At 48.4% G+C, this 20994-nt stretch carries 13 protein-coding genes and 1 pseudogene; 8 read left to right on the plus strand and 6 right to left on the minus strand.

Annotated features, from left to right (window positions below; translation table 11 throughout):
• From JGK36_RS16095 to JGK36_RS16110, 4 genes and pseudogenes are all read left to right on the plus strand, one after another.
• A pseudogene (locus JGK36_RS16095) lies at positions 1-184 on the plus strand (RNA-guided endonuclease TnpB family protein); the annotation flags it as partial.
• Between the two features lie 124 nt (positions 185-308).
• Complete coding sequence (locus JGK36_RS16100; protein WP_293197471.1) at positions 309-3611, plus strand: Ig-like domain-containing protein; 3303 nt, start codon at positions 309-311, stop codon at positions 3609-3611.
• 34 nt (positions 3612-3645) lie between these two features.
• Complete coding sequence (locus JGK36_RS16105) at positions 3646-5433, plus strand: hypothetical protein (RefSeq protein WP_293201000.1); 1788 nt, start codon at positions 3646-3648, stop codon at positions 5431-5433.
• A 40-nt stretch (positions 5434-5473) separates the two neighbouring features.
• Positions 5474-6637: a calcium-binding protein gene (locus tag JGK36_RS16110; protein WP_293197473.1), complete on the plus strand. Its 1164-nt coding sequence runs from the start codon at positions 5474-5476 to the stop codon at positions 6635-6637.
• Positions 6638-6800: 163 nt separating this feature from the next.
• Here the strand turns inward: JGK36_RS16110 and JGK36_RS16115 are convergent, their stop codons facing one another.
• Together JGK36_RS16115 and JGK36_RS16120 are read right to left on the minus strand one after the other, a co-directional pair.
• A complete protein-coding gene (locus JGK36_RS16115) occupies positions 6801-7505 on the minus strand; it encodes a rhomboid family intramembrane serine protease (RefSeq protein ID WP_293184079.1) in 705 nt (234 codons plus the stop codon).
• Positions 7506-7642: 137 nt separating this feature from the next.
• On the minus strand, positions 7643-9244 hold the full coding sequence (locus JGK36_RS16120; RefSeq protein ID WP_293184081.1) for an MFS transporter: 1602 nt from the start codon (positions 9242-9244) through the stop codon (positions 7643-7645).
• A 159-nt stretch (positions 9245-9403) separates the two neighbouring features.
• Between JGK36_RS16120 and JGK36_RS16125 the strand changes: the two genes are divergently transcribed.
• On the plus strand, positions 9404-10000 hold the full coding sequence (locus tag JGK36_RS16125) for a TetR/AcrR family transcriptional regulator (RefSeq protein ID WP_293184083.1): 597 nt from the start codon (positions 9404-9406) through the stop codon (positions 9998-10000).
• Between the two features lie 814 nt (positions 10001-10814).
• Here JGK36_RS16125 and JGK36_RS16130 read toward each other — a convergent pair.
• The 4 genes from JGK36_RS16130 to JGK36_RS16145 all read right to left on the minus strand — a co-directional run bounded on the left by JGK36_RS16130 (position 10815) and on the right by JGK36_RS16145 (position 16618).
• On the minus strand, positions 10815-12830 hold the full coding sequence (locus JGK36_RS16130; protein WP_293184085.1) for a family 10 glycosylhydrolase: 2016 nt from the start codon (positions 12828-12830) through the stop codon (positions 10815-10817).
• A gap of 185 nt (positions 12831-13015) precedes the next feature.
• A complete protein-coding gene (locus JGK36_RS16135) occupies positions 13016-14422 on the minus strand; it encodes an N-acetylmuramoyl-L-alanine amidase (RefSeq protein ID WP_293184088.1) in 1407 nt (468 codons plus the stop codon).
• Between the two features lie 169 nt (positions 14423-14591).
• Positions 14592-15689 carry a DJ-1/PfpI/YhbO family deglycase/protease gene (locus tag JGK36_RS16140; protein WP_293197474.1) on the minus strand — a complete coding sequence of 366 codons (1098 nt, stop codon included), beginning with the start codon at positions 15687-15689 and terminating at the stop codon, positions 14592-14594.
• 170 nt (positions 15690-15859) lie between these two features.
• Positions 15860-16618, minus strand: a complete 759-nt coding sequence (locus JGK36_RS16145; RefSeq protein ID WP_293197475.1) for an SDR family NAD(P)-dependent oxidoreductase — start codon at positions 16616-16618, stop codon at positions 15860-15862.
• 146 nt (positions 16619-16764) lie between these two features.
• On the opposite strand from JGK36_RS16145, the gene JGK36_RS16150 reads away from it, so the two are divergent.
• The 3 genes from JGK36_RS16150 (at position 16765) to JGK36_RS16160 (ending at position 20963) form a co-directional block, all read left to right on the plus strand.
• Positions 16765-17718, plus strand: a complete 954-nt coding sequence (locus tag JGK36_RS16150; RefSeq protein WP_293197476.1) for an NAD(P)-dependent alcohol dehydrogenase — start codon at positions 16765-16767, stop codon at positions 17716-17718.
• An 853-nt stretch (positions 17719-18571) separates the two neighbouring features.
• Complete coding sequence (gene tatC / locus JGK36_RS16155; protein ID WP_293184176.1) at positions 18572-19339, plus strand: twin-arginine translocase subunit TatC; 768 nt, start codon at positions 18572-18574, stop codon at positions 19337-19339.
• 163 nt (positions 19340-19502) lie between these two features.
• Entirely contained in the window at positions 19503-20963 is a 1461-nt protein-coding gene (locus JGK36_RS16160) for a hypothetical protein (RefSeq protein WP_293197477.1), read from the plus strand.
• Positions 20964-20994 lie beyond the last annotated feature (31 nt).

Here is a 20994-nt window from a genome sequence, read left to right on the forward strand (position 1 = left end):
ACGAGGTTTATACCGTTCTGCTCAGAAATCAATTCTGAATGCAGATGTTAACGGTGCGGCAAACATCATTAGGAAATCAAAAGTAGCCATAGACTCAATAGTTGAGCGAGTGGGTAGCGGGTTACTGACTAACCCTTTAAGAATTAAACTTTGGGCGGATTCATCCCCCAAAGTTTGTCCTTAAGAATCCCCGCGTCTTCAGACCGGGGAGTGTCAATAATCAATTTTAGGCCAGATTTGTGGCAACAAGCTGATACTAATCACTTCTTAAAGTTAATCGGGATCGTCTTTGATAAGGAGCCAAAATAATGCCCAGTGCAGTACCAATTATTATAGTTGAGCCAACGCCAACGCCAACGCCGGAGACAACGCCAACGCCGACGACACCAACACCGACGACGCCGACACCGACGACGCCGACACCGACGACGCCGACACCGACGACGCCAAGGCCTTCCGACGACACATTGGGCGGCATAGACGACACATTGGGCGGAGGAAAAGGTACCGTACCCTCAATCATCGGGGGCGTACTTCGGGGAACAGAAACCAACGACTCGTTAGTTGGCAGTCCCGGCCCCGACGTGATTTCCGGGCTGCAAGGCAACGACAACCTGCAAGGATCTGGTGGCGATGATTTAGTTTTTGGCAATGATGATGAGGACGTATTGTTTGGTGGCCCCGGCAACGACGTGCTCGACGGCGGTTCAGGACTCGATACCCTGTACGGAGGCAAAGGCAGCGATTCCCTCGACGGGGGAAATAACCCCGATTTGTTGTACGGCAATGACGGCAACGATACGGTAATTGGAGGCGAAGGCAAAGATACAGCCTACGGCGGCAAAGGCACCGACAGCTTGCGCGGTGGGTTGGGCGACGACAGCTTTTTGGGCGATCGCGGCGATGACGTTCTCTGGGGCGATCAAGGTAATGACTCGCTCTTCGGTGGCGAAGGCGAAGACTTGCTATTTGGCAACGAAGGAGGCGACTGGCTCTACGGCAATGGCGGCGCGGATACCATTTTTGCAGGTGACGGCGATGACATCGTGTTCGGCGGTGCTGGGGACGACATCGTGGACGGTGGTGCTGGCAACGATATTCTTTGGGGCGAAGCAGGCAAAGACATAGTAGCAGGAGGCGAAGGCAGAGATGTCTTCGTTATCGGTACCTTCAGTACCCCCGGTGGCAGCAGCAGCAACGGCACTAACCCAGCATTTCTCACCACAGGCGGCCCGGATATCGCCGATGCTGATATTTTCACAGACTTTCGCCAAGGTGAAGATGCGATCGGGCTGAGCGGCGACCTCAAGTTTGAAGATTTGGTAATCTTCCAAAGCACCGACAGCAAAGCCGGCAGCACCATTATTCGCAACGGCGTCAGCGGCGACTTTTTAGCAGTATTGCCCGGAGTAGACAGCAGAACCTTGGGACGCAGCTCATTTGTAATTGCCCCCATAGTTCCAGGCAGCGCCACCCCACTACCAGCTCCGACGCCGACTCCGAGTCCGACGCCGACTCCCACACCGACGGCAAGTCCGACTCCCACACCAACTCCGACACCGAGTCCGACTCCCACACCCACAGACACTCCGACTCCCACAGACACTCCGACGCCGAGTCCGAGGCCAATCTTCCCCACGCCGACGGCAAGTCCGAGTCCAACGCCAACGCCGACAGGAAGCCCGACACCGACAGGAAGTCCGACGCCGACAGGAAGTCCGAGTCCGACACCTGTCAATCAGCTTCCAGTCGCAGTTAACGACAACTTCACTACGGTTTCAGGTCAAGGTCTCACTTTCAACGTTCTGTTGAACGACACCGATGCAGACAAGAACCCTTTGACGGTTACGACTTTTACCCCAACAGCCAAAGGAACTCTGACTCCCTTGGGCGGCGGCGACTTCCAATACACCCCAAATGCTGGCTTCTCTGGTTCTGACAGCTTCAGCTACTCGATCTCAGACGGCAACCGCGGCACTGCTCAGGCAACAGTAACTATCAACGTCAGCAACCCCCCACAGCTAGTTATTAACGATGGTGTGGTGGTTGCCAAAAGTGCTCCTACTCAGACAATCACCGCCGCCGATTTGTTGGTGACAGATCCCGACAACCCTCCATCGGAAATTGTTTACACGATTACTAAAGCCCCCGACGCTACCAGAGGTTTTGTGCAAAGGGGCACCACATTTCTCAACGTGGGCGGCAAATTTAGCCAAGACGATGTCAACAACAACATTGTCAAATACAACTTGTTAGCAGGAGGTGGCAGCGACAGTTTCACGTTTACAGCCTCCGACGGGTCTTCAAAGATCGGGCCGGCATCCTTCAGCATTACGGTGGTAGATAATATTGTCGATCGCACCGCACTTCCTGCCAGCAGCTTTACAGGCAGCAACATCAGCGACTACATCATCGGCGGGGCAGGCAACGATACCATCTCAGGCGGTGCCGGGGACGACATCATCGACGGCAGGGGCGGCGACGACTTTGCATTCGGTGATGCAGGCAATGACTCGCTGCTGGGTTCGATCGGCAACGACAACCTCGACGGCGGACTGGGCAACGACACCATCAATGGCGAAGATGGCATAGATTCGCTAGTTGGCGGACTGGGCAACGATTTGATGTTCGGCGGCAATGACAATGACATCATCTCGGGCGGTGACAACGGCGACACCATTGACGGCGGCGCTGGGAATGATTCGATATTGGGAGAAGCCGGCGAGGACTCGATACTTGGAGGCAGCGGCACCGACACATTATTGGGTGGAATTGGCGATGACTCGATCGAGGGCGGTGCCGGCGACGACATCCTCGATGGCAGCATCGGCAGAGACTTGCTCGATGGCGGTATCAATAACGATTCGATCTCCGGCGGCGATAGCGAAGACACCATTTTAGGTGGAGAAGGCAGCGACACCGGACTCGGAGGTGCGGGCAACGACTACATATTAGGCGAGGGCGGCGGCGACTCCCTGTTGGGCGAAGCGGGCGACGACACTGTAGACGGCGGCGCCGGTAGCGACTGTCTCAGCGGCGCCTTCGGCAACGACTTGGTATTGGGTGGCGATGACAATGACTCGCTTTCCGGCGGTGCGGGCAATGATATTTTGGGCGGCGGGAACGGTTCTGACTTGCTCACCGGCGATGCTGGTAATGATTTCTTCTACTACGAAACTCCGAGTGAAGGTGTAGATATCATTACTGACTTTAATGCTAATGGCACCGGCACCGACAGATTCTTGTTCAGGTCGTCAAATTTCGCAGGTTTAACCAACTCGGGAACTACTAACGATTTCACCAGTTTTATCGTCAGGAATATCGGCAGTGGCGGCGACAACATCAGCAAGCAAGAAGTGATTTTGTTTGAATCTAAATTTGACAACGCTCAAGCAATCAATGCAGTGTTGAAGAATCAAAACGGTTCGAGCAAAACTGGAGCTTTCTTCGTGTACCTGAACAATACTTTTAACCAGTATGTTCTTGGCTTTGACCCGAATGTGGCAGACGACAGTCTCCCAGCTTTCGATTTGGCAGTGTTGAATTCTATTCCTACAGTGCCGGGAGCTCTTAGCACCGTCATTACTGCCTCTGACTTTAAGTTTATCTAGTCGTTTTTGAGTAGCGTCGCAAGGAGTCCGAAAAATGCCCAGTGCAGTACCAGTAATTATTATACCGGAGACCACTCCTACGCCGTCGCCGGGGACAACTCCGTCGATGACGGGGACTTCTCCGTCGATGACGGGGACTTCTCCAACGATGACGGGGACTTCTCCGTCGATGACGGGGACTTCTCCGTCGATGACGGGGACTTCTCCGTCGATGGCGGGGACAACTCCGACGATGACGGGGACAACTCCGTCGATGACGGGGACAACTCCGACGATGATGGGGACAGGCCCGGGGATTTCGATCGTACCGGTGCCTCGACCAACTCCGACTGTACCCACGCCTCCCCCACAGCCGCTGTTTGTCGATGGTGTAGTTGTCGCCAATGACGGGAATAACTATTTAATCGGCAGCTTGTTCAACGACACGATTTCCGGGCGCGACGGGGACGACACGATTCTGGGTCGGGACGGGGACGATATCATCAGGGGCGAAGACGGTAACGATTCTCTCAATGGTGGCGCTGGTAAAGATATCGTTGAAGGCGGGCGCAGTAATGACACCGTGCGGGGCGGCAAAGGCGATGACTTGGTTTCTGGCGACCAGGGCAACGATGCAGCTTTTGGCGACCAGGGCAACGATGTTGTCTTGGGTTCGGAAGGCAACGATACGCTGTACGGCGGTAAAGGCAATGACTGTCTGCGCGGAGGTGCGGAAGACGACCTGATTTTTGGCGACAAGGGCAGTGACACTGTTTTTGGCGACACGGGCAATGACTGCCTGATCGGCGCTGCGGGCAATGATATTCTTTTGGGCGCCGACGGTGGGGATGTCATCAGCGGCGGTGTTGGTAACGATACTGGTGAGGGTGGCGAGGGTGATGACCTGCTATTTGGAGGAGATGGCAATGATGCTCTGTCTGGAGATGCTGGGGATGATATTCTGACGGGCGATCGCGGGTCTGATACTCTGACAGGAGGCGAGGGTTCGGATATCTTTGTTCTCGGTAGGGTGGGTACGTCGGTTTCTAGTAGCGGGTTTCTGACTACTGGCGGCCGCGAGATCGGTGATGCTGATTTAATCAGAGATTTTAAGGCAGGAGATTCGATCGGCTTGGCTGGAGGTCTGAACTTTACACAGTTAAACATCTTCCAGGGTCAAGGCTCGAATTCTAGCAACACGATTATTCAGGACAAGCAAACTGGCGAATTTTTGGCGGTGTTGGTTGATGTGCGACCTGGTTCGCTAGATGAATCTAGGTTCACTACGGCTCGAATACCGCGCGTAGAAGATAATCCCTTTACTATTCAGGGGACAACGGCTTCCCCGACACCAACGGGGACAACGGCTTCCCCGACACCAACGGGGACAACGGCTTCCCCGACACCAACGGGGACAACGGCTTCCCCGACACCCTCAACGGGGACAAAACCTGTTACGACACCGCCACCGACGGGGACAACTGCTTCTCCAACTCCGGCAACAAGTCCGACTCCGGCAACAAGTCCAACTCCGGCAACGAGTCCGACTCCGGCAACGAGTCCGACTCCGGCAACAAGTCCGACTCCGGCAACAAGTCCGACTCCGGCAACAAGTCCGACTCCGGCAACAAGTCCGACTCCGGCAACAAGTCCGACTGACAAATCCGAGTCCAACTCCGTCGCCGGGGACATTACCGACACAGGTTCCGAGTCCGACTCCATCACCGGGGACAACTCCGAGTCCGAGTCCTTCTATTGTCCCGACTCCAACTGCGACAACCCCAACTCCTCCGCCTTTCGGTGGTGGGCCAGTTCCGCCGAGTTTTACCACTCCGACTCCTAACGAACTGCCGATCGTCGAAACTGGTAAAACGCTGACAGCTTTGCAGAATTCGCCTCTGTCTCTAAGTATTTCGCAGCCGACAGATCCAGAGGGCCAACCATTGTCGATCGGAGTAATCGGAGTGCCCAATCCGAATTTCGGTCAAGTAGTTGTCGGTACAACTCCGATCGCCCTGAACCAAAAACTGACAGTTCAGGAATTACTCGGCCTGCAATTCCAACCTAAAACTGATGTAATCGGGTCAGCCGGTTCCTTCAGCTACAGCGTAGCGGACGATCAAGGTGGCACGGCGGCAGCCTCAGTTGCGATTAACATCAACTCTTTCAATACATCGTCAACCCTTCCGACTAGCTTGCCGCCGGTGCTTGGCGATGACGGCATCGTATTTACGAATACGAATAATTTGCTGCCGACATTCATCGACGTACTCGCCAACGATTCCAGCCCGCAGAAAGGGCCACTCAGCATTATCAATGTCGGCACGCCAAAACTGGGCATAGCTGTGAATCTCGGCACTCAGGTGCAGTTCATCCCCGGCAACGTAGCGGGTACAACTACTTTCACCTACAGCGTCAGCGACGGATTCGGGACAATTCCGGGCACAGGTACGATCGCCGTTTCCATCTTGGCGGCTGATAGCGGGCCTAACAAATTGGTTGGTGGTTCTTTGCCGGACAATTTGAACGGTTTTGCAGGGGCAGATACTGTTGACGGCCAAGGCGGCAACGATACGATGAACGGCGGTTTGGATAACGACGTGCTCGTAGGCGGCCTGGGTGCAGATACCATAACGGGCGGCGGCGGCAGCAATCAATTCCGCTATACAAGTCCTGCGGATGGTGGGCTGGCCTTTGATGCGGCTTCTTCGGCGGCAATCAATGCTGCGATCGCCGCAGGCGGATACGATGTGATTACTGATTTTACCGGTCTCGGTGTGCCGATCGCCGATCAATTTAACTTTGCCCCCGGATTCCCGAATCTCAATAGTGGCACCCTAGTTCTACTGAACGTGCAGACAACTGTTTCTGCAAATATTCTGGGAGGAAGTGCATTCTTGTTTGCCTACGATTCCGGTGGCAATACATACATCATTTATGACGGCAATGGCAATAACCTCGCCGGCAACGATTCTCGCATTTTGGCGAAGTTAAATGGTGTAACAGGAGTTTCTTCTCTTTCGGGATTTGACTTCACGTTTATCTAGGAATAGATAGAAGACGCTCGCGGTTGAAACCGCCTCTATACAAACAAAACCCACCTCCGTGGGTTGAAGAGTAGAACAGCGGGCTGTTGAAATTACGTTATTTTCTTCAGTCCGCGGAGGCGGACTTTGTTTGTGTAGACGCGGTTTCAACCGTACGTCCTATCTAAATCGGATTTTCATCAGAAAAAAGTCCCAATAAAGGGCCGAGAATCGCGCCAAAAACAAAGCCGCCGGCATGAGCCCAATAGGCAACTCCCCCGGATTCCATGCCCACACTTGCCGGCGCATTCAAGGAAGCTAAGCCGCTCAATGCTTGCTGTGCAAACCAAAATCCGAGAAAGAAGAAAGCGGGAACTCTGACTGTAGTAATAAAAATGCCCAGAGGTAGTAAAGTAAGAACTTTGGCTTGGGGATATCTGAGAATGTATGCGCCCATCACGCCTGCGATCGCGCCGCTAGCGCCCAGGGCAGGAATAGCCGATGATGAGGAAAAATACCACTGAGTTAGTGATGCTAAAACGCCGCAAGTAAGGTAAAATATTAAATATTTTACGTGTCCTAAACGGTCTTCTACGTTGTTACCAAAAATCCACAAAAATAACATATTTCCGGCAATGTGGAGAAAGCCTGCGTGCAGGAATTGCGAGCTAATTAGTGTCGTCCATTCGGGAAATGGCGAAACTGGCAGAGACACCCGACACATATTGCTTAACTGGCAAGGAACGACCGCCCAAGAGTAGAAAAATTGCGTTAATTGGCGATCGCCCAAACTGAGTTCGTACAAAAATACTAATACGTTTGCAGCAATCAGCCCGAAGGTAACGTAGGGAGTGATACTGGTGGGATTGTCATCGCGTAAGGGAACCACAGTTTTTTTATCCTCAACATCAAAATATTGGCAACACCATATCGTATTTGCAGGCCAAAAGTCTTCTGTCGGAAGGAAGAATTTATTAGGATTAGTCAGCAGTCATTAGTTATTAGTCAGTTGGTTGTCTCTAGAATTTATCTATTGTCAGGATTGCCGTAAATCATTTGGGAAACTTTGGGGGGGGTGTCTCCGATGTGAAAAGCGCGGGCTGTTTCTTCGATCGCGCGATCGGCATTTGTGACTCGCTCGAATTGGCGTTTGTGCTCTGCCCAAGATTCGACAATTATCGTTTCTACAAATCGGCTGGGATGGGATAAATCTTGATACAATCCCCACTGAATCGCCCCGTCGCGCCGCCTGGTGCGACTTAGTGCTTGCATTACTTGTTTAAAACTATTTGCATCGGCCGGATCGATGCAGTATTCTAAAGTAATTAATACCGGGCCGTCGTTGGGAGATGGTTCAAAAGAGTGGGCTGGTTGCTGCCAGTGCAGGGAAGATGTTAAATCCATTTTTTCCGCACATCGGAGACGGTAGCGAGTGGCGAGGGCTGTAGTCGCGATCGCCCCAACTCCTGCCATGTTTAAACTAACAGAAATTCCTGCTTGCTGGGCAATGATTCCCCACAGCAAACTCCCGAAAGTCATGCTGCCTTGAAATACTAACAAATATGTCGCTAATGCTCTTGCCCGCACCCATGTAGGAACGGCTGTTTGAGCAGCTACATTCAAACTTACCATCACTGTCAAAGACGACAATCCCACCACCAGCATCGCCGCGCATACTGCATAGAAATTGCGCGCATAACTCAATACCAGCATCATTGTTCCAAACACCGCCGATGCGGCTGCTACCGACAAATCAGTCGAAATTCGCTGCCGGATTTTGGGCAAAATAAATGCTCCGGCTAACCCACCGATTCCCCAAAAACCGAGAATTATCCCGTATCTAAAAGCATCTAAACCTAATTCTCGGCGACCCAAAAGTGGCAGCATGGCAAACAAAGCGCTGGCAAAGAAAATATATGCCCCAGCGCGGATCAGGACTGCTTGAAAAGGTGGAGAATAGCGCACGTAGCGGATTCCGGCTTGCATTGCGCCGATAAATCTTTCTGCGGGTAAAGCTGTTTCTTGGGGCTTTCTCTGCCACGTATAAATGACTAGAATGACTCCGATAAAGGAAGCTGCATTCAGCAAAAAGACGAAGCCTGTTCCGGCGGATGCGATGATAATTCCTGCTAAAGCGGGGCCTACGGATCGCGATAAATTGATGACAATTCCGGTCAATGTTACGGCTGACGGCAGTTGTTCTTTGGCAACTAATTCGGGGGTAATTGCTTGCCAGACTGGCATATTTACGGCGCTGCCGATGCTCATCACAAAGGTTAATGTTAGGAGTATCCAGGGAGTTGTGAGGTTGGCAACGGTGAGAATTCCCAAAAGTGCTGCGGCGGCAAGCATCCAGCCTTGGGTGAATAATAGCAGGCGGCGTCTGTCAACTACATCGGCGATCGCGCCGGCGGGCAGCGCTAGCATGAAAAATGGCAAGCTGGATGCTGCTTGCATCATGGCAATTAGCAGGGGCGACGGGGATAGGGATGTCATCAGCCAGGATGCCCCTACGTCGTGCATCCAGGTGCCGATGCTGGAAACTCCCGAGGCCAGCCAGAGGGCCCGAAATACGGGCTGGGCTAGGGGACTCCACATTGAGGCGGGCTTTGGTGCGGTGGCGCTCATGTTTGGATAGGGAGAGTTTGCGATCGAACTTTATCTTACATCACCTGAAATTATTGTTTTTTTAATACCATGACTAAAGCCCCTCCTTCTTGACAAAATCATCAAAATTAGGCTAATCTCAAAACGTCGAGCGAGACGACTGGTCTAGTAACATTGTTTATGAGTGGAAAAGTTGCCATCAAAGAAGATACCAAACTTGCTCTGATTAAAGCAGGGCGACGAATCATTGTGGAAAAAGGATACAATCACGCCGGAATTCAGGAAGTTTTGCAAGCGGTAGGGGTTCCGAAAGGCTCTTTCTATCACTTCTTCAGTAGCAAAGAAGAATTCGGTTTGGCAATCATCGAGTACGATTCCCAAATGCACGATCGCATTGTCGAACAGTATTTAGGTGATATCAATCTCACTCCTCTGAATCGGCTGAAGCGTTATTTTACCTTTAAGTTAGAGGAATTTGAAACTCTGCAATACCGAGAAGGCTGTTTGTTTGGCAATCTCAGCCAAGAAATGGCCGATCAAAACGATCGCTTTCGCCTGCGGTTGCAAGAAGCTACGGATCGCTGGCGAGATCAGTTTGCTGAGTGCATTGAAGCTGCCCAAACTGCGGGTGAAATCTCCAAAAACCAAAAGGCTCAAGACTTAGCAGAGTTTTGTTTAAATAGTTGGGAAGGTGCTTTGTTGCAAATGAAACTGAGCAAAAGTGATGCTCCGCTGAAGAACTATATTCAGTTTATGTTTGGGATGATTTTAAAGTAGCTCAAAAAGTTGAACGATCGCTGGATCTGTCTCTATTCAACTTGTCCGCAAGTTTGGCAACATACAGCAAATTCCACATTTATGAAGTACACTCGCTCCCCGTAGGGACACGGCACTGCCCAAGGCGTGTCAACTTAAGCCTGAAAGCCTTGATAAATGTCGTTTTTACCATAGTCCAGATCCCCCTAAATCCCCCTTAAGAAGGGGGACTTTGAGTACGTTCTTGTCCCCCCCCTTAAGAAGGGGGGCTAGGTAGGGCGGTTTTATTGTCCTCAGACAAATTAGGTACGTAGTTGCGCTTCAGCGCTCCTTATAATATTAGGAAAGAGCGCTAAAAGCGCAACTACGTACCTTGGCCCAAACGCGAGCCGACATTTGAGCGATACTTTTGGTAGTTTTATATTTCCTATCCTGACAATAAAACCACCCTACTTCTTAAGGAGGGCTAGGGGGGATCTAGATTTAATAGTCAAACAGCAATCTCTGACTGGATTTGACCTTAAGTTGACACCTATGGGCTCTCGGAGTGTCCCTACACTTCACAAACCTCGAATACGCTACATATAGATCAATACGGTTTACTTAAGATTGTCATTGCGAGGAACGAAGCAAACAAGAGTATCTATTTTTCATAGGGTTTTACCCCAGGGCGGTCTTAAGTAAACGGTATTGAATTATATTACCCACAATGAGGAAACCGCACTGCCGTTTCCCTGCAATTAATCGAGGTAGGGAAACGGCAGTGCCGTTTCCTCCGTTTATATCATCCCGATGTAACCGGAATTGATATCAGGAATATTTTTATGTTTTATCCTCAGATTTCTATGAAAACTCCGACACTTTCTACGGCCATTATGCTAACCGCACACAAAGCATAAATTCCCGTTCCTACCGTTACTTGTACGGTGTCTGCATTGATGATTTTGATGAGTTTCCAGCTATCACCATTCTTTTGATAAAGCGTCCAAGAACGGATGTTTTTATCGACGGGATTTTTCCACTGCAAAACATTGCTATTCCCCACTTTTTGTACTACCACTGATACTGGAGGGGCCGGCGGCTTTCCATTTTGCCAAGGCATCGCGGGAACGAGTGCGGGTTGCGCGTATGTAGTGGATTTAAAATTGTCGTAGATTTGCTGGCGGTTGTCGCTAAATGCTTTCATGCTGAAGAAAACATTGCCTAAAGCTAAGCTGTCTTTAGAGTTGCGCGTAATCTCAATTTGATTGTTTATTTCCTGCACAGTCCACTTGTTGCCGTCAAGTCTTCCTAAGTTGTTTCCTACATAAATATGTCGGTTTTGGGGGTTGTTTTCTAGCCACCATTCCAGCAACATTGGATAGCTTTGAGCTGTTTGATCGATGCGCCAGTAAAGTTGAGGATTTAGATAATCTACCCAACCTGATTCTAACCATTTTTTGGCGTCGGCATAGAGTGTTTCGTAGGCGTCTAAACCGCGACTTTGTGGTGGTTGTCCGGGTCGATAAATACCGAAGGGACTGATGCCGAATTTTACGTTGGGTTTGACTGTTTTAATTCCTTGTCCGAGTCTTCTAACTAATTTGTTGACATTTTCGCGGCGCCAGTCTCCTAAACTCATTTGGCCGCCTCTAGAAATATAACTATTGTAAATCTTGCTGTCGGGAAATTCTTGACCGTCAATGGGATAGGGATAGAAATAATCGTCGAAGTGAACGCCGTCTATATCGTAGCGCTTAACTACATCTAAAATTACGTTGTAAGTCTTGTCTAAAACTAAATCAATTCCCGGATCCATCCACAAGTCGTCGCCCCACGGATAAACGCATTCGGGATTGGTAACTGAGAGGTGCGGGCGGACGTTGGGAGGGGTTTGAGTGGAAACTTTGGCGCGGTACGGATTGAACCAAGCGTGAACTTCGATGTTGCGTTTGTGGCTTTCTGTAACGGCAAATATTAAAGGGTCATAGTAAGGTTGCGGTGGCTTTCCTTGAGTTCCTGTCAGCCACGCACTCCAAGGTTCTAATTCTGAGGCGTAAAGGGCGTCGCCCGCAGCTCGAATTTGGAGGATAATTGCATTGAAATTCATTTCTTGCAGCCTGTCCAGGATTTTCAGGAGTTCGGCTTTTTGCTGTTCTGTTGAGAGTTTGTTGCTGAATGGCCAGTCAATATTCCACACGGATGTTATCCAAACTCCGCGAAATTCTCGCTGGTGGTTGACGTAAACTTGCGGCCTGGGAACTTTACTGAGAACTATAATATATTGATTGTATATTTGCGGCGCTCTTTTGAGATATACTAATGCTTGATAAACCCAGGCGACTACATCGGCTCTGGTGGCGTTTCCGGCGGGATTTAATAGGTTTAAGTTGGGGGCGTTGACGACTATTTCGGATTGGGTGGCTATGACGATCGCCTTTTTGGCATAATTAGGAATTTCTGTGCTGTCTTGGTAGATGTTTGATAGAACCAGATTGCTTGTCGGTACAGCGTTTGACCCAAATATGCCGCTGACTAAGGCAACTAATGCTTCGGCCCTGGTAATCAGGCTTTCGGGTTTAAACAGGTTGTCGGGATAGCCGGAGATAAATCCTCTTTTATATGCTGCTTGAATGGCTGTGGCGGCCCAGTGGGTGGCGGGAACGTCGATAAAGGGTATGTAGGGCCGTTTGTCGGGTACGGGAAAGGCTTTGCTGACTATGGCGGCGAATTGGGCCCGGGTGAGGTTGCTGTTGGGGCGAAAAGTGCGATCGGGAAAACCGCTGATTACGGCCCTTTCTACTAAGCCATCAATGAATATTTTTGCCCAATGATTTTGAATGTCGGAAAAGCGATTTGTGCTGGAAACCATAGTTGTATTTATAATCGGGAATTGGGAATTGGGAATGGGGCATTGGGCATTGGGAATGGGGCATTGGGGAGCGGTTATTAGTTATTAGTTATTTGTTATTAGTAGCAAGTCACAAATAACTAATAACAAATAACTAATACAACTATAATTGCTATAGCAACTGTCAACTGTCAACTGTCAACCGACTACAGCAAACTGGCATTTTCGTAAAGCAGCCGGATGATATTGATGATTTTTTGTCCGTATAAAGGGTCAGAATTCCAGCGACCTGCAAGTTCGTTGACGGTGGGGGCTACGCCGCGCTTGACAAAACGAAAACGCACGTTTTCTTTAACTAAAGGTTGGTTGATTGGTTCGGTACTGGCGTAAGCTTTTAGGTGCTGAATTTGCGCTCTAATTCCTGTTCTGGCATCGGGAAAGGAAATGCCGGAATTTGTGGGGCTGACGATTCCCATGTCAGCAAAGTTGAATTGTTCTGGTTTGACTGCACCGCCAAAGTTGAGATAGTTTGTTTCTAAACACATTTGGCAAAAAGCTACGTCGTGATTGACGCCTTCTGCGGCTGCTTCTTGGACGTAAATTTGAGGTAGGTTGGGAAATATTACCAGGGCTTTGCTGTTTGTTTTGGTGAGAAATACTGTGATTTGTTGGGCGGTAGTTAAACCGCGTCCCATGATTTTTCCTACGCCGGAGAGGATATCACGGCGCGATCGCAGGGATACTGATGTGGTGGCCTGATCCCAAGTTACGGAAATGTCGCGATCGCGCAAATCGACAGCCCGCACGAATACTACTCCATTGTAGGTGATTCGGCGATCGGCTGTTTCTGGTTTAACATTGAGAGCGTCTAGAACTTCGGAAGGGACAAAAGCATTTCCGTTGACCAAAATGCCTTTGTCTTCGTGGGGCGCACCGTTGATTTGGATATTAATTAAAGGATAAACTATAGGTTTTGGTGTCGGTGTCGGTGTCGGTGTCGGTGTCGGTGCAGGTGTCGGTGTCGGTGTCGGTGTCGGTAAGGGTTTTAAAGGAGTATTGTTTAACCAAGCTTCAAGTCCGTCAGCGAGTCCGAGGGCGACATCACGGCGGCGATTTTGAATAGTTCGCAAGTCATCAATGTTAGTTAAAAAACCGAGTTCTATTAACAGCGAAGGAATATTTACGCGCCGACAGAATGCAAGGCTACCAACACCAGCTTCTGTATCTGCTCTTGCGCCACGATTCGGTATTTGTGGACACCTGCGTAAATAGCCATTTAAAATTAAATCTGCATCTGCTTTTCGTCTGGGGTTGCTACCAATATAAAACGCGCTAGCACCGCGGACTTGGGGATTAGAAAAAGCGTCTATGTGTATTTCAACCGCTACATCTCCCGGCTGAGAGCGACTATTGATCCAAGCGATACTTTCGATTAAGCTAAGAGTATCTGGTACAGAGAAGGTGTCTATACCTCGCTGCCGCAATTCAGGTACTAATAAATCCCGAGTGAGAATAAGTTCCTGGGATTCGGTGGTGCCAAATGCGATCGCCCCGGGATCGCGCACGCTGCCTTCAAACCCGCCATGCCCTGCTGAAACAAAAATAGAAGCCATTTAATAAAAATCTCCACCTTGCAGCTACTTGATGTCTGTTTTTTATGCTCGGCTTTTATTTTACCGCAAAGGCGTATATTTTATTATTGCATCAAAAATTTGTAGTTGCGCTCTGGGTGGGGGTTTTCACCCCTAGGCGCAACTACAAACTTGTTAATCCGCGTGGATATTACATTTTGACAGCGGGGCTAGTCGAAGGTTTTGGCGCTTTAATTTCTTGGGAAACGGCGCGGGCGCGGAAGAGTTTAGCCACGACTTGCTCGCACTTGGACAAATCTGCTTCTATCTCTGTAAAAATGGCAGTTGATACGGGATCTGTGAACTTCGCCCGCAAGTTGTTGATATCGACAACACCGGTTTGCAAATCTCCTAGAGTGCTCCGCAGTAAGAATGTTTCATCTGTTCCTTGCACCGAGGCTTTTAATTTGGCGTATTTGTCAGCAATTTGGGCGGGAATTGAGGGTTTTTCGCCGAAATCGTTGAGGCGGTTTTCGAGAGCGAGGATGTGTTTCTGTTTATTTTGGATCATTTCCACCAGGAGCGATCGCAAATCGGCATCTCCGGTTTTTTCCGCATAATTCTGAAACGCTTCGCAAGCATAGCGTTCCCCTGCGAGGGCGGTATTCAAACCTTTCACAATGTCCGCTTGTGTCGAGCCGCCCCAACCATTAGCTAGTTTCCACCATTCTGCACTCGTATCAGTTTCTTCGGGCAAACCAACTGCTTTACCGCCGTAACCGAGGCGCGCTAAAATAGCGGTGGTAAATATTCCTAAATCTCCCGGTTGGCGGGAAGTAATCAAGTTACCGTCAACTACTAAAGGTTCGTTGATGTAGTTAGCTCCGGCATTAATCATGTCTGTTTTAATTGCCAAGAAACCAGTCGCATTTTTGCCTTTGAGTACGTCGGATTCAATCAAAAGTTGCGGGCCGTGACAAACAGCAGCGACTATTTTTCCTTGCTCCATCGCTTCTTTCACAAACCGCACTGTATTGGGATTTGTCCGCATGGTATCGGGAGCCATACCGCCGGGAATTACGACTGCATCAAATTCTTCTGCTAATGATTCAGTGGTAGTTCCGTCAGCTTGCTGGGCGACTTTACCATTTTTCCCTGCATACTTTTCGTTTGTCCGCGAACCGAGGACAACTACGTCAAATCCTGCTTGTTTTAAGGCGTTGTAAGGAACCAGAAATTCTGAATCTTCTACTCCATTTTCGATTAGTATGGCAACTCGTTTGGTGTTAGTTCCGTTATTTGTTGTCACAATCACTTTCCCTCAGGCTATCTTTTTATCTAAACATAAGTCACTTCTCGTTTTTTGAGCATCTGGCTAAAGTGATAAAGTAGTTATTCTTAAAAGCTGTTAAGGTGAGTCTTTAGAGATATTTTATAGTAGAGCAACACGATCAACAGTCAACAGTCAACAGTCAACAGTCAATGCACGTAAGAGGCTCCGTTAATGTCGATCGTTGTTCCGGTAGCGTGCTGGGCCAAACCAGACGCTAGAAAAGCGATCGCGTTGGCGACATCTTGAGGAGGGGCGATTTTGCCGATCGGGATATCGCGCACAATCTGTGCTTCGCCACACTCCCTAATAAACTTATCCGACATTTCCGTACTCACAAATCCCGGCGCCACAGTAAAAGCCAAAATATTATCAGCAGCGAATCCTCTCGCAATGCTGCGAGTCAAAGAAACGATCGCACCTTTTGATGCAGCGTAGTGCAGATAATTCGGGTCATCGCCGCGAAAAGCAGCGCGACTTGCTATATTAATAATCGTACCAACCTTGCGAGTTTTAAAATGTAGAATTGCTTCCCGGCACAAATCAGCAACCGCAACTAAATTAACTTGTAGAGTTTGCTGCCAAGCCGACGACCAAATATCAAAATCGTCCTCGATACCAGCCGACTGCATAATCCCAGCATTATTAACTATAATATCAATATGACCGCGCCACTTTACAGCATCTTGCCACAAAAGAGAGGCCGCGTTTGGTAACATCAAATCTGCTGCTAATAAATAACAGCGATCGCCCGCCACACTTGCTGCTACCGATTCCGCCGCTTCCTGACTGCGACAGTAATGCAAAATCACCTCGGCCCCAGCATTAACAAGAGTCCGCACCGTCACTGCACCAATCCCTTTCGAGCCGCCCGTCACTAAAATTACCTTTCCAGTTAAATCAATCATTTCTCTCTCTCTTTTCTCTTTCTCTGCGCCCTCTGCGCCCTCTGCGGTTAAAAAAAATAAATCCCATTCACAAGCGAAATAGAATTTGCTATATGATAATTGTACATGATTAAATGTCCTCTTAAAAATAAATCAAAAAAATCGCCATGAAAGCAGTTGTGTTCGATCGCTACGGCAGCGTTGACGTATTGCAGTACCGAGAAGTAGAAAAGCCGATCGCCAAATCGAACGAATTGTTAGTCAGAGTTCGCGCTAGCAGCGTCAATCCCGTAGACTGGAAAATCCGGCAAGGACACCTGCAACTACTTACAGGATTTAACTTTCCTCGAATTGTCGGTTCCGACATCTCGGGAGTTGTCGTAGAAGTCGGCTCGGAAGTCACTAAATTTCAACCCGGAGATGAAGTTTATACATTCTTAAATCCAATCGCTGGCGGTGCTTGTGCCGAATACGCTGTCGTGCCAGAATCGAGTGCATCAATTAAACCTCACAACATCACCCATGTCGAAGCAGCAGCAGTACCCATCGCAGGTTTAACGGCTTTGCAAGCGTTGAGAGATTTGGGTGAAATTAAAGCAGGATACAAAGTATTGATTAACGGTGCTTCCGGCGGAGTCGGGATTTTTGCGGTGCAAGTTGCTAAAGCAATGAATGCGGAAGTAACGGGAGTTTGCAGCGCCAAGAATATAGAATTTGTCAAGGATTTGGGAGCAGATTGTGTTCTAGATTATGCAGAAATTGATTTTACTCAACAACCCGAAAAGTATGATATAATTTTGGATGCTGTCGGTACAAAGACATTTGCTGAATGCGAAAACGTGCTGCAACCGGAGGGAGTTTATATCTCGACTTTGCCGAGTTTCGACAACCTCCCACCGATGTTGACTAGCTGGTTTATTCCTGGTAAAAAAGCTAAATTCATTCTAGCCAATGCCAACCCAGCCGACTTGGAGATTTTGCGGGAGTTAATCGAATCCGATAAAGTTGAGCCGATTGTCGATCGCACTTACAGCTTACCAGAAGTAGCCGCCGCCCACGCGTACAGCGAAACTGGCCGCGCTGTCGGCAAAATTGCGATCGGCATTGAAGAAGTCAGTTGACAGTTGACAGTTGACAGTTGACAGTTGACAATTAGTAGGGGCGGTGGATGGTGCGTGCCCGCCCTCTTAGTTGACAGTTAATAGTTAATAGTTACCAATTACAATTACCAATTACCAATTACCAATTAACAATTAACAAATCTAAAATTGCCCCATTACCGATTTCCGATTCCCCATTACCAATTCCCCATTCCCTATGACTGTGCCCTCAGACTTGGAGACATCCGAACAAGATTCCGACAACAACCTCGAACAAGTTAGCGCGGAAAATAGCATTTCACCAGTCGCTGATGATTTGATGGCTGTCAACAACTTAGAAGGTGCAGAAGTTAACTCAGAAAATATTGCACCAATTGCAGATGATTCTACGGATGTCGGCAACTTAGAAGCTGAAGAAGTTAGTTCGGAAAATAGCATTGCACCAGCCGCCGACGATTTTACGGATGTCAGCAACTTAGAAGCTGAAGAAGTTAGCGCGGAAAATAGCATTGCACCAATCACCGATGATTTCACGAATGTCAGCAACTTAGAATCTGAAGAAGTTAGTTCGGAAAATACTATTGCACCAGTCGCCGATGATTTTACGGATGTCAGCAACTTAGAATCTGAAGAAGTTAGTTCGGAAAATACTATTGCACCAATCGCCGACGATTTCACAGATATCAGCAACTTAGAAGCTGAAGAAGTTAGCGCGGAAACAGAAAATACTATTGCACCAATTGCAGATGATTCTACGGATGTCAGCAACTTAGAATCTGAAGAAGTTAGCGCGGAAAATAGCATTGCACCAGTCGCCGACGATTTCACGGATGTCAGCAACTTAGAAGCTGAAGAAGTTAGTTCCGAAAATAGCATTGCACCAATCGCCGATGATTTTCTCGGTTCCCGCAACCTCGAAAACGAATATCTCGACGAACTTCCCGACGAAGTTGAGATGTCTTTGTTCGACCATTTAGAAGAATTGCGTCAGCGACTTTTCTACTCGCTAATTGCCGTAGCAATAGGTGTAGTTGGTTGTTTTTTAACAGTTAAACCGATCGTACAATTGCTAGAAGTACCCGCCGGGCCCGTCAAGTTTCTGCAACTAGCTCCCGGTGAGTATTTCTTTGTTTCTATCGAAGTGGCGGGATACAGCGGTTTGCTGATTGCAAGTCCGTTTATTTTTTACCAAATAGCGCTATTTGTGCTACCCGGTTTGACTCGCAAAGAACGCGGGTTGCTCGGGCCAGTGTTTTTTGGTTCTAGTTTCCTCTTTTTGGGCGGGCTGGTATTTGCTTATATTGCTCTGATTCCGGCGGCGTTGAACTTCTTTGTTACCTACGGGGCGGATGTTGTAGAGCAGTTGTGGTCGATCGACAAATACTTTAAATTTGTACTGCTGTTAATGTTCAGCACGGGTTTAGCTTTTCAAATCCCGATCGTCCAAGTATTGCTCGGCGTTTTGGGCATAGTTTCTTCTCAGAAAATGCTCTCCGGCTGGCGTTATGTGATCTTAGGTGCGGCTGTTTTGGGTGCTGTTTTAACGCCTTCTACTGACCCTTTGACGCAAAGTCTTTTGGGAGGTGCGGTGCTCGCTCTTTACTTTGGCGGCGTTGGTTTGGTGAAGCTTTTAGGGCGGTGAAAATTAGGAATAGCAGAGAATGCAAAAGATCGATCGCTCCCGGTAGGGATACAGACCCAGCCTAAGTCCCTACAAGGGTTGATAGCTGTTGACAATTTATCTAGATTTACCTAAGATTGAGAGAGTGGATTCTGGGTAAAACATGAATTGACCGGGAGAATCAATGGCTACCCTAACTTATTGCAAAGGCTTGCCCACGCCTGTACATGAACTTAACGAACTCGGAAAAACAGATTTTGAGATGTTTTTAGGCGCTTACGCCCCGATTTTTAGGGCTGCAAGCATTGAAACAGTTGACCACTTACTATTTGATGCAGAGTTCAAAAAATCCGAGTGGAACACGCATTTACAGCAAACCTACGGCATCAATAAGCGCCACGCCAATGGTGTAATTAGTTCTACCAAGGGTCGTGTAGACAGTGCTAAAGAACACAGAATTTTACACCTGAAAGCTCTTGAAGGAAAAATTAAATCTATTACTACATGGCTCAAGAAAGCCGAGCGCAAGCTGGTATTAGCTCGTAAGTTTTATGCTAAGAGAAAATGGCAAAACTCAAAAACAGGTTGTAATTTTCCCATAGCCTGCTCACTTCAATATAAATCCACAAACTGGCAGAATTTGCGCTTTCAAATTCACAATAAAAAACGCAAACTAACTCTAGTAACGAAGAAAACTGAAGACTTAAAGATTAAGCCAATCAAGGTTTTTATACCTCGATGTGATATTTTTGTAGTCGGCTCTAAGGATGAGTCTTTTGGCAATCAAGTCTGCCAGTGGAATAGGGATAAAATAACTTTTCGAGTCCCCAAATGCTTAGAGTCGCGATTTGGAAAAACCCTGTCCTCTCTTGTTGGTGATTTCAGCCGTAACATCAACAGACTGCCAGAATGCGGTGCTAAAACCTGGCATTTCTATCGCAAGAATGGAAAGTGGGTAATAGCCGTGCAGTTTACCCCAAATCCCGGGTCGCGGGTTTCGAGAGAGAGAATGTACGGCTGCATTGGTATCGACATGAATCCCGGTTCTATTGGGTGGGCGTATGTTGATTCTGAAGGGAATCTCAAAGCCAAAGGACAAATCCCATTGCAGATGGGCTTACCGAATGGTAAGCAACAGGCTCAAATTGTTGATGCCTGTCTGCAACTAGCTGCAAAAGCCACAGAATTTGAATGTCCTGTGGTTTGTGAAGAACTTGACTTCTCAACAAAAAAGCAATCGCTGGGAGAGAAAGGTAGAAAGTATGCTCGGATGTTGTCGGGTTGGGCGTACCGTGAGTTTTATAAACAACTCAGTTCTATTTTGTCGAATCGTGGAATTGAGCTGATTGCAGTCAATCCAGCTTATTCAAGCATTATCGGAGGCGTGAAATATTTAAGAATGTATGGCTTGGCGAGTGACGAAGCTGCTGCGCTGGTAATTGCTCGTAGGGCTATGAAATTAAGTGAAAAAATACCTCGCTCCTTAACCGCCTATTCTGAGGTGAATTCAGAAAAGCACGTCTGGAGTGAGTGGAACCAACTGAATAAAAAAATCAAACATTCCGCTGTAATATCACGTCGTTGTGATTATTATAGCGTTTCTAACTGGAGTTTCTTGGTCAACCTCGACAACGAGGAAGCGTAAGCGCTAAGAAAGAATGTTTAAAGCTTATACC

It is taken from the genome of Microcoleus sp. PH2017_35_SFW_U_B (assembly GCF_020737865.1).
GTDB lineage: Bacteria > Cyanobacteriota > Cyanobacteriia > Cyanobacteriales > Microcoleaceae > Microcoleus.